11 protein-coding genes are annotated in these 13766 nt (G+C 34.0%); 10 read left to right on the top strand and 1 reads right to left on the bottom strand.

Annotated features, from left to right (window positions below; genetic code table 11):
- Window positions 1–248 precede the first annotated feature (248 nt).
- From BUB68_RS07785 to BUB68_RS07740, 10 genes are all read left to right on the top strand, one after another.
- The gene (locus BUB68_RS07785) at window positions 249–1589 is read left to right on the top strand and encodes a glycosyltransferase family 2 protein (RefSeq protein ID WP_073089762.1); all 1341 of its coding nucleotides are present in this window, start codon (window positions 249–251) and stop codon (window positions 1587–1589) included.
- A 239-nt stretch (window positions 1590–1828) separates the two neighbouring features.
- Window positions 1829–2938 (top strand): glycosyltransferase family 32 protein, encoded by a 1110-nt coding sequence (locus tag BUB68_RS07780; protein ID WP_073089761.1) that lies wholly within the window; start codon window positions 1829–1831, stop codon window positions 2936–2938.
- 2 nt (window positions 2939–2940) lie between these two features.
- Window positions 2941–3972: a glycosyltransferase family 2 protein gene (locus BUB68_RS07775; RefSeq protein WP_073089758.1), complete on the top strand. Its 1032-nt coding sequence runs from the start codon at window positions 2941–2943 to the stop codon at window positions 3970–3972.
- Entirely contained in the window at window positions 3950–5092 is a 1143-nt protein-coding gene (locus BUB68_RS07770; protein ID WP_073089757.1) for a DegT/DnrJ/EryC1/StrS family aminotransferase, read from the top strand. Before BUB68_RS07775 ends, BUB68_RS07770 begins: the two co-directional genes overlap by 23 nt.
- A 6-nt stretch (window positions 5093–5098) precedes the next feature.
- Window positions 5099–5362 carry a transposase gene (locus BUB68_RS07765; protein WP_081371909.1) on the top strand — a complete coding sequence of 88 codons (264 nt, stop codon included), beginning with the start codon at window positions 5099–5101 and terminating at the stop codon, window positions 5360–5362.
- A gap of 90 nt (window positions 5363–5452) precedes the next feature.
- Complete coding sequence (locus tag BUB68_RS07760) at window positions 5453–6385, top strand: TRM11 family methyltransferase (RefSeq protein WP_073089755.1); 933 nt, start codon at window positions 5453–5455, stop codon at window positions 6383–6385.
- A 23-nt stretch (window positions 6386–6408) separates the two neighbouring features.
- Window positions 6409–7980 carry a glycosyltransferase WbsX family protein gene (locus tag BUB68_RS07755; protein ID WP_073089754.1) on the top strand — a complete coding sequence of 524 codons (1572 nt, stop codon included), beginning with the start codon at window positions 6409–6411 and terminating at the stop codon, window positions 7978–7980.
- Between the two features lie 591 nt (window positions 7981–8571).
- Window positions 8572–10335 carry a sulfatase-like hydrolase/transferase gene (locus BUB68_RS07750; RefSeq protein ID WP_073089753.1) on the top strand — a complete coding sequence of 588 codons (1764 nt, stop codon included), beginning with the start codon at window positions 8572–8574 and terminating at the stop codon, window positions 10333–10335.
- Between the two features lie 134 nt (window positions 10336–10469).
- Complete coding sequence (locus BUB68_RS15805) at window positions 10470–10700, top strand: transposase (RefSeq protein WP_081371908.1); 231 nt, start codon at window positions 10470–10472, stop codon at window positions 10698–10700.
- Between the two features lie 269 nt (window positions 10701–10969).
- Window positions 10970–11485, top strand: a complete 516-nt coding sequence (locus BUB68_RS07740) for a GNAT family N-acetyltransferase (RefSeq protein WP_073089752.1) — start codon at window positions 10970–10972, stop codon at window positions 11483–11485.
- A gap of 709 nt (window positions 11486–12194) precedes the next feature.
- On the opposite strand, the gene BUB68_RS07735 is transcribed toward BUB68_RS07740, so the two are convergent.
- Complete coding sequence (locus tag BUB68_RS07735; RefSeq protein ID WP_073089751.1) at window positions 12195–13583, bottom strand: IS3 family transposase; 1389 nt, start codon at window positions 13581–13583, stop codon at window positions 12195–12197.
- Between the last annotated feature and the right edge of the window lie 183 nt (window positions 13584–13766).

Below are 13766 nucleotides of genomic sequence, written 5' to 3'. Positions count from 1 at the left end.
ATGTTTGAAGTGAATGTGGGGGGCGGGGAAACGGTATGTAAGGCTCTTGGAGTAGTTTATTTCGAATGTTACCTAATGGTGTGTTTTTGAAAATAAAGATAAGGATGATTTAGTAAATGAATTGTATTTCAAACAATAAATATAAGTAGAGTAAATTGGTATGGAGATTTTTAGTCGTGATTTGACAAAAGAATTATCTGTTACAATTGATGACTGTTGTGCTTTATAGAAAAAGAGTGAGGATGGATATGGCCAATATTAGTGTTAGTGTTGTAATGCCGTCATTTAATGTTGCAGATTATATTTATGAATGTATTAAGTCTGTAATCGATCAAGATATGAAGAATATTGAAATAATATGTATCGATGCTGGTTCGACAGATGGAACACGAGAAATTCTTTTTGAATGTGCAAAAAATGATAAACGAATTAGAATTATTAACTCACCTATTAAAAGTTATGGATACCAAGTTAATTGTGGTATTCGTGAGGCTGTTGGGAAATATATAAGTATTGTTGAAACAGATGATTATACACATCCTTCAATGCTATCGTATTTATATGGTCAGGCTGAGAAATTCGGAGCAGATGTTTATAAAGCTGATAATAAAGGCTTTTGGGTCGATGAATGTGGAGAAAAAGTATTTTATGATAATCATTTATTTGATGATGAAGAACATAAACTATATCATATGTGCTTGAGTAATGATACTTTACCTAACTACATCCATTTATATGATTCATATTTGTGGGGGGCAATTTATAAACGTGAATTTTTACTTAAAAATAACATAGTTATGAATGAATCTCTAGGCGCGGCATATCAGGATATTGGATTTATACAACAGGTACATCTTTTGGCAAAGCGTGTAGTATATAGTGATGCTATGCTATATTATTATCGTACTGACCGGATGGAGTCGTCATCAAATCAATCAAGTTGGCTACGTAATATATATCAAGAATATGAGTTTTTATTTCATATGAGTGAATTATCAAGGAAATTAGAGTGGAAATTGTATCGGAATTACGTGGCAAATAGAATATCGTATGTATTTATAACAGAATTGGAACGGTCTTTGGTTAATACAAGGTTTGATATAACTAATACATCATGGATAGATTACTATAAAAAAATTAGGCTGGTGATAAGAAGGTTTATAGAAAAAAATATGATTTCAGAACGTGTTTTTCCAAAAGAATGGTGGGGGGCTTTATTGCTCTCGATACATTCTTTGGAATCGTATAGAGATTACGTAAAGGTTAAATATAATGATAAAGAACGTAAAAAAAAATATTTACTCCAGCAATGTTGCGATAAATTATGTATGATTTTTGGTGGTGGAGCAAGAGGGAAGAGGGCATACGTATTTTTAAAAGACAATGGTATAAAAGTACATACTTTTTTGGATAATGATAAAAATAAATGGGGAGATAACTATCAGGGGGTTCCGATTAAACAGCCTGCGAGTATATCTATTAATGACAATGTCTTGATTATCATTGCAATAAGAGATTCTGAAGATACTATAGTTAAGCAATTAAAAAAATTAGGATGGAGGGAGGAAAGTATAGTGGCCTTTTGGTAGGAAGGGCATATTTACGCAAAGGTTTGTGTACTTGCAAATATATTTATAATTCTCGGTTGAATGATTACATATTGAATGATGTGCTATGTCTCAAGATATGTAAAATAAGATGTTGTACGGAAAAAGAAATAGTCGTGATAAATAAGTAGACAAAGAAATAAAGCGAAGATGATTTAGTTTTTTGTTAAAATTAATGGCGTATATAAGTGAAAGGTTATCAAGTTGAGGGATTATGATATATGTTAAGTATAAAAAATTTTGGATCAGTTGAATTTAGAAAATATGCCCGAGGTAAAAAAATATATATATGGGGAGCAGGTCGCGCACTGGAAAGCTGTTTGGATATTTATTTTGAGGGACAAGATGTACAACTAATTTTGGATAATAATAGGAGATTGTGGGGGAAGAGTATTCAGCATAATAATAAAGAGGTTTTTATCGGAGGCAAGGATTTACTTTTGCAGCATATGACAAAGTATGGTGTAGATAATAGCTTGCTGATGATCACTTCATCATTTTATGGTCCTGATATAGTAGCTGATTTAGATAAAAATTCTGAATTAGATGGCTTGGAATGCTTTCTTCAAATTATTATTCGTTCTACTAAGGAAAATATTCCTAATTATTCTTTTTCTGATGGTAAGCATATTATTCCTAAAAAAATCCATTATATCTGGATTGGTGGTAATCCTTTACCTCAAGAATTTAAAGACAATATTGAGACCTGGAAAAAGTATAATCCAGATTACAAAATTATATGTTGGAATGAAAGTAATTATGATTTTTTGAAATGCGATTATGTAAGAGAGGCTTATGAAAGTAAGTGCTACAGTTTTGCCAGTAATTATGCGAGATTAGATATTGTTTTTGAACATGGAGGTATATATCTTGATACTGATGTAGAATGTATAGCTAGTTTTGATAAACTTTTAAATGATGAAGCTTTTTTTAATATGGGATGTACTGATAGAATAAATATAGGTTGCGGTTTTGGGGCTATTGCTGGAAGTACAGTCGTAAAAGATATGATGGTCGCACTGTCCCAAAATCACTTTTTATTGCCAAGTGGTAGGCCCGAAAAGAAACCATTTAACATAGTTGTTAATCCGGTTATGAAAAAATACGGATTTAAAATCGAAAATTATTATCAAAAGAAAGGGGGCGTAGTTTTATATCCTTGTGAAGTTATGTCACCTAAAACAATAGAGGGATTACCTGACTTTTATTCTGATAAAACAGTATCTATTCATTGGGAAAGTGGAACTTGGAAAACAAGTGAAGAGGAAAAAAGTTTTATGAGAGTAAAAGAAATTATTTTAACACGTTTGGATGGTTTTTTGAAATTGTAGAAGTGTTGATTATTAATATTGGGGTGATTGGGGTGATTGGTATGTATGATGATATAAAAGTCAGTGTTATTATGCCAGCATATAATGGAGAAAGGTTTATTGGAGAGGCAATACAATCAATAATTGACCAAACACATACTTGCTGGGAGTTGTTTGTAATAGACGATTGTTCTACCGATAAAACGGTTGAGGTTATAAATGCATTTAACGATGAAAGGATAAATTTCATTCAAAACACTAGAAACAGGGGGATAGCTTATAACACAAATTTAGGTATAGAAAAAAGTACTGGAAAATATATTGCACTTTTGGATGATGATGATGTTGCTCTAAAGGATAGATTTAAGATTCAAGTTGATTATCTTGAACATCATCCTGAAATAGATGTTTTGGGTGGTGCGGATATTGAAATAGATGAAAATAGTGATTATATACAGTGTAGTGGACCTCCGCTTAGAAATCCCAAATTGATAAAGGCGTACCAATTATTCCAAAAAAAATGTTTTACAGATTGCACAGTTATGTATAAACGAGATTTCGTTATAAAAAACAAAATACGATATCTTGAAGATTGTTATGGAATACATGATATGAAATTTTATATGGATGCATCCAAAAAAGGCACAATTAAGGGAATTGATGAAATTCTCATAAAAAAAAGAATACATAAAGGACAAGTAACCCAGGTGCAGAGACGGGAAAACTCTGAAAAAAGAGCACAAAGATATGCTGAATTTCAACGGGATTCAATAAAAGGTAGTGGCTTTAAATTAAGTGGACTGCAATTTGATATAATACGTAAGGTGGTCACAGAATTACCTAGAGAACAGTGTACGCTAGATGAGGTTAACAATTTATACAAAGTCTTTAGGGAGATGATGGTACAAGGTGAGGCGATGCAGATAGATTACTTGCCAGAGTTGCGGTTTGCGCTCACCAGAATTTTGGCAGATAGAGCAATGAATAGAATGAATATATTTACGGATGATTTTGTATTAGGGGGTAATAACAATGAAAAAGATTCCATTATTTAAAGTTTATATGGCTAGTGAAGTAGATAAGCCTTTATTGGATGTTATTCATAGCGGCTGGATAGGCGAAGGTCCGAAAGTTGAAGCTTTTGAGAAAAAACTAAAAGATTTTTTCGGAAATCCGTATGTATCAACCCTTAACAATGGAACTTCTGCACTTCATTTGGCGTATCATATGAGTTTGTATTCTAATGAGCCTAAGGGCTATGATACTTGTAGTGATTATGAAGTAATTAGTACACCGATAACTTGTACTGCGACCAATACTCCTATTATTGCAAATGGTGCGAAGATAGTGTGGGCTGATGTTGATCCAATAACAGGAAATATTGATCCACATGATATTGAAAATAAGATTACAGAAAAGACAAAAGCAATCGTAATGGTTCATTGGGGGGGAAATCCTTGCAAAGTCAATGAAATTAACACAATAGGAAAAAAGTATGGAATAAAAGTAATTGAAGATGCTGCCCATGCAGTGGGAATGAAATATGATGGGTTAAGAGTGGGAAATCATAGTGATTTTACCGCGATATCATTGCAGGCCATCAAGAGCATAACAAGTGTAGATGGTGGTATTCTGATGATGAAGAGTGAAGCCGATTATAAACGTGCATGTCTTTTGAGATGGTATGGAATCGATAGAACTATAAGAGAAGGCATAGATTTAAGATGTGAAATTGATGTGGCTGAAGCTGGATATAAGTTCCACATGAATGATGTCGTGGCTGTAATAGGGATGACTAATTTTACACACATAGATGAAATTGTTGGCAGGCAAAGAGATAATGCGCATTTCTACGATCGGGCATTCTCCGGAAATGATAAAATAACAGTAGTGCCAGAAAATGAAAAGGGTGAATCATCATATTGGTTATATACGCTTCATGTTAATAATAGAGATAAGATTATGAATGAACTTAATGAGCTTGGAATTATGAGTTCGAAGGTTCACGCCAGAAATGATACTCATTCAATGTTTGCGGATTTTATGGCAGAATTACCTAATGCGGAAAAATTTAATTCTACCCACTTATGTATTCCTGTTGGATGGTGGGTATCGGATGAGGATAGAGAATATATCGCTGAGTCACTTATTAATTTAGTGCGTAAATATGGGTAAAAAATATTGTTATTAACCATTAAGCGGGAGAATGTGTTTTTAGATGTGCTTAGTGGGGACTTTATGGCTGATGGCCTAAGTCAAGACTTAGAAGCTGTGATCAATGCCATAGTAAGCGATTTGAGTAATGGTTTTGTTGAAGAGATCAATAACAAGATTAAGATGGTAAAGCGAGTAATGTACGGTCGCTGCAAATTGCCGCTCTTAAAGGAAAAGCTTATTGGAGATTGGTGGGATGAAATTACGTTTCTAACGGATTTTTGCGGATGAACCACTCGGTCCTGGAATATTCATGAAAGCTGTATTTTAGTAAAAAATAGTTTTTTTTGACACTGGTTTAGCATGAGCAGGAGTACAGAAATGGATAATCAGATAAAAAATGATTTTTGCAAAGCAGCAGAAAAAATGTTTGATTTTTGTAATGGATATACAGTAGTTGTTTGGGGAGGAGGTATTGCAGGACAATTTATAAATTATGTGTTTAGAAGAAATAACAAAATTGTAGATTATAATGTTGATAAGAATCATAGTGTATACACCTATAGACCATATATTATTCGTTCATTAAATCCCCGATATACCAGAGTTATAGTGTCTTTTCCTCCAGATGAAAATGTGAAAAAATTTTTGGAATCTTATGGTTTTAGACGTGGACTAGAATATGATGAAATTGGTACTTGGTTTGGGCGGAAAGAGCAAAAGGTATTAGGATTTGAAAACTGGCTTGAATATACCTATGAGTTAGATATTACCAGCGTACCAACAGCTGGGACAAATAAAATTAGTGAGGAGTCCCATAATTTCCATTGGGGCTCCCATGATTATAAATTTATGGAAGCATTTGATTCTTTATTAATAAAAAAAGATGATGCTGTATTTGATTATGGCTGTGGAAAAGGGGGGGTATTGTTGTTATTAAAGTTTCTTGTGGGGTTTAATGTAATTGGTGGTGTAGAATATGATGAAGTTTTATATTCCGTAGCTGTTAGAAACTGTGAAAAAATGGGTTTGGATGTTACGAGGATAATCCACGACGATGCAACCAAATTGAAATATGAAATTGACGACTATAATTATTTTTTCTTTTACGACCCATTTGTGGGTAAGCAGTTTGAGATGGTACTAGATAATATAGTGAATAGTTACAATAGAAGAAGTAGAAAAATAATTATTATTTATGCCTCTCCACAATGTGATGATATTATCCGAAAAAATGGGAAGTTTATTCTAATAAAAAAAATCGAAGCGAATTGTATGGAATATCCAGGGATTAATATTTACGCTATGGAATAACTTGGTTCTATTGGAGATTCACTATGAAATATCTATACACTGAATTTGAACACTTTGATTACATTTTAGACAGATGGGGAATGGTATCTCAAATTCACGAAAAAAAAATATCAATATATGGTACTGGAGAATGTGGAGAAAAGGTATATGAATATCTAGTTGATAGATCTCTCGTAAATAATTTAGTTTCTTTTGTAGATAGAGACGATAGTCCGATGATTGGAAAAATAAAATATGGGATTATAGTCGAAAAACTGGATAAAGTGGTAAAAGAAACGAATGTAATACTGGTAGCCTCTGAATGGCATCATAAGGAAATTGTAAGTAGAATAAATGATTTACTATGTGATGATTCCATATTGATTATGGATATGTATGAAAAAATATATGATAGCAAGGACTATGAGGAATATGTTTCATATATTGACAAAATACAATATGGTGAAAAAAAAGAATATGTTGGTATTTTGCAAGAAGGTTATAAAAGGACTGATATAGATACTAAGGTAATTGCGTGGTATTTGCCTCAATACTATGTTACAGACTACAATAATCGTTTTCACGGGATGGGGTTTACAGAATGGACTAATTCCAGTAAAGCTCTACCTCAGTTTTGCGGTCACTATCAACCACATATACCTTATCATATGGGGTATTATGACTTATCAAATTATCAATCAATTAAAAGGCAGGCGGAAATTGCGAAATTTTATGGCATATACGGTTTTGCTATACATTACTATTGGTTTAATGAAAAAACACAAATGCTAGACACACCTATAAAGCTGATACTGGAACATAAGGACATTGAGATTAACTATTTTATCAACTGGGCTACTGAAGATTGGGGAATGACTTGGGATGATAGTTTTAGTAATTGGGACTTTGCTGAATCACATATAAAACAAGATTTACCCAAAGATGTCAGTGCGTTTTTTGATATGATTAAGCCATACTTTGAAGATGAAAGATATATCAGGATTCATAATATGCCAGTTTTATCAATATATAATTGTAATATATTTGACAGTACGGCTTTCAAGATTTTTATTGATAAGTTGAAGAAAGAAGCAATTAAAAGGGGGTATAAAGGCTTATATATTATTATTACGACAGGTTCTAATTATTATGATGGAGATGTTAATGAATGGGGGGGGGATGCATTGGTTGAGTATCAGCCTAATTATATGTGCCAATTCAATTATTTTGACAAGCTGTATCCTAAAGGATATATCAATCCGCATTTCAGAGGAACGATACTTGATACTAGGGAATTTTTTGCAGAAAAAAGATATTTTGTCAAACATATATCAAAAAAATTTTTTCGTGGTGCTTGTACTAGTTGGGACAACACAGCTCGAAAGGGAAAAACAGGGGCTAGAATTATTTGGGGGATTACGCCCGATATTTTAAAGGTATGGCTCGTGGATATAATGGTAGAAAGTAAAAAAATTCACACTATGGAAGAAGACTTTATTTTTATCAGTTCTTGGAATGAATGGGCAGAAGGATCACACCTTGAACCAGATATGAGATACGGTTATGCTTGGTTAAATGCTATACGCAGTGCACTTGAAACGGTAAAGGAGCATTAATTTAAATGGTAGCAATAAAAGAAATATACTTCTTAATTTAGGTCCATCAACTATAACAGATACAACTAAGTATGCTTAGGTGTTCTCAGATATTTGCCCTCGAGAAAAGGAAGTTAGATGACTTATTTAGGAAGGAAATTAGAAAACTAATCAGGCTAAATGATAATGCTATGTTATCAATAACGTGGTGATTTGAAATGCTTTTATATAGGACTGGCTATGTGTTCCAAGACAATGCGGCATTTGCTGTATAATGTATTTATATAGTTTACGAGGTCGTTCAAGCTGTTCTTGGTAAAATTGGGGGTACAGTCTTACCAAACGGTTCCAACACGGCTGCTTTACTTCTGCTTTTAGAGACATCAATTCTTAATGTGTACATCTGCATAGCTCCTTAATATATAATTGCAATGATTGACCATACTCTTCATTGCTAATTCAATATTTTGTGGGGGACACGGGGACGTGTAAGTTATATGGTGATGCCGTTTATCATTAACTTACTATTTTACCACCTTAGACAATAAAGTGGATAGGAACGGTAGCTATCCGTTTCCAATTCATAATTCTATTGTAGGAGGATGATATCTAATGACCAAATTAGAAGAGTACTATTATTATATATTAAACAAATATAGTTTTAAAAAAAACTTGGAATCGGGAAATATTAATAGAATAATTCGCGATTCATTAGAAAAGTTTCTTGTTGATGTAAAAAAACCAGCCATATATTGTAATGGTGCGCATACCCAAAAAATGTTATCAGATTTTGTCTTTGAATTAAAAAAGATTAACATTATTATTGATAATTTTATTGATGGTATGGATAGTGGTTATAAGATTATAAATAAAGATGATATTAAGTCAGAGAATATAGATGCTATCGTGGTATCATCCTATAATTATATGGAACAGATAGTTAATGAACTTAACAGAGATCATCCTGATATCAAGGTGTTAAATATATATGAAAAACTTCGTGAACAAGGAATATATTTGCACTCTAATTATTATTATGGAACGCACCCTTTTCATAACTATCATTTATTAAATCGGTTACAGAAGGAATTGGAGATAAGTGATGATAAAGATAAAATATTTTTTAAGATAATCAATAAATATTTGGATATTAAGGATTTTAAGTCTGCCATCAAATATAGTCAGGAGGCTTTCGCTTTTACGGGAAAACTGACTTATAAATATATGATGATTGATTTTGAGGAGATATATAACCTAGAGTTAGAATGTGCAAGTAATATATCTCCAAACAACGTGCTTATGCTGTGTATGGATGGCCTTAGATTTCGAGATGTTAATAATGATTTGTTACCTAAATTAAGCAAACATCTTGCTGATAATTGGATGAATTATAGTAGTACATATTCGTATTCTACATCTACCTATGAAAGCCTTATACCCGCTTATAGCGAAAACACTGATATGCGGACAAAATATTATGACAAATGTTTTGTTGATGGAAATGACTGCAGGTTTATACAAACGGCATTGGGGCAAGAAAGAGATATATTTTTTTACACAGATGGTGCTCATTATATTGAGCATAATAATATACACTATTCAGAAATATCTAGAACTATTACGCAGAAGTTTTGGGATTTTATATTAGATGCACAAAATGTAAAAAATGGGCTTTTTTATATTCATGGTTTGTATGAAACGCATTTTGCTTTTCCGAATCCTTATACGAAGGGAAATTTGATAGCGGAAGGTACGGCACTGCTATTTGATATGCTTCCGGTGAGAGGGGGGAAGTTAAGAACGGACTATGTCAGACAGCATGATGATGCTTTACGGTATATTGATGATGTAATTGCCCCATTATTGAAAGAAATAAAATGTAGTGCTGTATTTTATGCGGATCATGGTAACTTGTTGATGAGTGTGAATAGTACTTTAACAGATATAAAAAAAGAGTACTTACAGTGTGGGGAGGAATGGATACGCATTCCATTTTATGTTAAATCGTCATATCATAATAATGGTAGTTGCAACATACTTCATTCGATTATGTCAATAAATGATGTTATTATTTCTCTTTTGGAGAATAATGAATACAAGCCACTTGATAAGGCTTATATAAAAATTGGTCGGTCACAAATATATAATCCGAATTTTCAAAGATTGTATAAACTACTGGGCGAAGAAAAGAGATTACAATCTTTTGAAGGGTTTATTTTTCCTGAAGGATATAAATTGATTGTTTATGCAGATGGACATATAGAACTTTATGATTTAAATGACAATGAATTATTTGACAATAATAAAATTAAAGATTTAATGATGGTAGTAAGAAGAGAGATAACTGTAATTGAATACGGAAAATTAGTGGTGTAGTGTAGAAAAACGGAGCATTCCTGTTAAGAACAAATTCCAAGTTTTAGAAATAACGAAAACTCCCCTAAACTAGAATTACATACCAGGGCGTCGAAGCGCCCTAAAAAATCTAGTTAGGAGAGTTTCCAATATGAATTCTGAATATATCACTCGAGCCTGGAATATTCAGAACGAATGTCAATAGGCTACAGATTGCCTTGCTGGCCTACAGTATTCTTAACCTGTTCTATCGTCTCTGCTTGAGCCAGAAGTGGCAGTTTTTCCGAGCGTATGAATTACGTTTACGTCTGATGAGGATAGCAGGCAGATTGACAAAACATGTTGGCAGTGTAAGCTTCCGTCTTTGTAGCACCTACCCATACTAGCAGGAATTCCATTTGATACATAAGCGGATATTACAGTTGAGTTCGGTAGCTTAGTGTGCAACTGAAAATACTTTTTAACATCTGAAAAAATGCGGAAAATAGATTCAACACAATAAGTTTGTCCTATTTTAATGATGCATAAGTGCTGATTGAACGGAAAAGCCGTTTCTTAGAGATGATTTTAAAAAAGTCTACTCAAAAAGCTGAAATTTGCAGGTTAGCCGGCTGGATGAATAATATATGATTATATATGATGAGGAGAATGTGCTATGTCTATCTGGTTGAGAGAAATTACATATGATGATGGAAAATTTATCGTTGATTGGCGTAATAATGATAATATTCGTAGGCATTGTATGGATGATAGTTTGGTAACTATGGAATCTAATTTGGTGTTTTATGAAAATAATGTATTAACAAAGAAATGTTTTCAATACATGGTAGAGAAAAATGATGATGATTTCCCACAATGTGTGTATCCGATTGCGACAGGATATTTAAAAAATCTTGATTATATAAATAAGAAGTGTGAATTAGGTTTTTTCCCTACTTATGATAGCGAATGGAATGGTAACATGGAAAGAAATGCTGTTAAGCTATTGGTGGAAAAAGCTTTTTCGAAGCATGGCTTTCGTAAAGTATATGCCTATATTTTTGCTGATTGTATAGATGAATTGGCTTTGTTTGTAAGCGTTGGTTTTATTCAGGAAGGTTATTTTAAGGATGAATTATGTATGGCTGATGGAAAGCTACGCAGTATTGTTAGATTAGCGTTGTTGAAATAAGTTACGTTTGTGGTGTGAATTAATATATTATCTAACTCCAGTTTATTCATCCAGCTAACTAATCTGCAATTTTCAGCTTGTTGAGTAGACTTTTTTGAAAATCAATCTCTAAAAAATGGATTTTCTGCGCTTTGCGTCGCCGAACGGCCACTGGTGCGTTTGCCAGCGGCCACTCGGCGGAGCTCAACGGCCAGAGTTAATCCGTTAATTTTCGCTCAATCATTGAGTTGGAAGAAACTTCATCATTCATCAGTATGGAAGGCCATGTCTTAGGCTCATGAATATTCCGGGCTCGAATGGTTCTTCCGTACAAAACCGTAATGTATACAAATCCTAACCAGTTATGTATGATATAATACAAGTAAGGAATAATTTTCTTGGCGGGATGTGCATTATGATGAAGCAAAAGAAAACGGCCATGGAATTACAAGAGTTTGTATACAGGTAAAATTTACCGAGAACTTCTTTATACATACCAATACCAATATGTGTAAATCTGTTGAAAATAATCCTGTAACGTGTTATGCTAACCATGCTGATTAATTTTGGCAGCCACGTTGCAGGGAGTTTGAAGGTTCTGCAGCGTTGCTTTTTTTGCGCCTCCCGTTTTCGTATTTAACCTTTAATGCTGATTATATACGTATGGAAACGGCAAAGCAAGAGAGCAGAGTAGTCGAGGGGGGGCTGCGGACAAAAAGTTGGACTATCATTATGCGATAATTCCTAATTTCTGTCGATATTCCCTTGGACTCAAATATCCAAGGGATTCTTTTATTCTCTCTTGATTATACCACCGAATATAGCAGTCAACCTCATTCATGAATTCTTCAATGCTGATTTCAGTCCAACATCCAGGATAAAACATTTCGTTTTTCAATCTGCCCCAAAAGCCTTCACAAGCAGCATTATCAGGAGAGCAGCCCTTCTTTGACATGGACCTTGTCAGATGGGCTGCTTCCATACATTCAATCCAGCCGGGCCAGCGATAGTGGCATCCTCGATCCGTATGGACAATAGGATGTTCTCCAGGACCAAGTTGACGAATACCGTCTTCCAACATACTGTTCACCAGATTGGCATTGGGACTTGTACCCAACTTCCAGGCAACGATCATTCCATCAAAGCAATCTACCAAAGCAGACAAATAAACCTTACCGGCAGCTATGGATAATTCCGTTATATCAGTGAGCCATTTTTTATTCGGTGCATCTGCATGAAAATCTCGATTTAGCAGATTTTCAACGGAAGGAGTTATTTCACCTTGATAAGAAGAGTACCTTTTGTGCGATTTAACAGGTACTCTCAATCCTTCTTCGGACATAATTCGCCGAATCACCTTTTCGGAAAGGATAATCCCATCGCGGCGAAGGATTCCATAAATACGACGATATCCATAGCATTGTCGGTTCTCAAAAAATATTTTCCGAATTTTCTCTTTCAAGCTGGCATATTTGTCAATACGTTTCTGTATCTTCTTTTGGTAATAATAACTGCTTCTAGATAAGCCAAGTTTTAGCAGAAGCTCTGGTAGTGAATATTTTTGTTGTAAGGCATCAATTATCACTACCTTTTCCCGATTTTTCAACGGTTCCAGATTGATGCCTGGGTCTTTTTTTAATACAGCAATCGTTTCTTTTAAGATATCCATTTCCAGTTGCATATCATGCATTTTTTGCTTCAAAGCATCCAATTCGTTTTGTGATGTCTCTAGGGAGCTTTCTTTTAAGCTGTCTCTGGGAATATCTTTCGAATTCATTAGTGACAATCGTCCTTCCTTGATGTATCGTCTTCGCCATGTGTATATAGCGGTTCTTGAATAACCTGTTTCTTCTGATACTAATTGTACATTCTCTCCAAGTTCAAAGCAACGATGAAGGATATTTAATTTTGTCTCCACGGATGGATGTAAAGGATGCTCTACCGTATTGATGAATTTCTTCCGTACTTTTAAAGACTTTATAGGCGCGTTTCTCTCTCTTAACCAGCGATACAGGCATTGACGTGTTGGATATCCCAATCGAACAATTACCATGGTTACTGATTTCGTTTCATCATACAGTTGCAAGGCTTTTTGTTTCTGCTCTAATGAAAATGACATCTTAATCTCCTCCATCAGAGTCCAACTTTTTGTCCGCAGCCCCGGGTGTGAATAAAAGTCTGTAAAAGGTCTTCTATGATTTCAGCATGGATGTATTTTACGGTTGTAATCTATCAGGGTACATAATGGTCAGTTCGCCCCTTACTTTGCCCCAGTTTCGGATGGGCATGGACCATTTCTTGG

It is taken from the genome of Pseudoselenomonas ruminantium, from assembly GCF_900142515.1.
In the GTDB taxonomy this organism is placed as follows: Bacteria; Bacillota; Negativicutes; order Selenomonadales; family Selenomonadaceae; genus Selenomonas_A; species Selenomonas_A ruminantium_D.
Note: the sequence above shows the minus strand (reverse complement) of the source record. Positions and strands in the feature narration are given on the sequence as shown.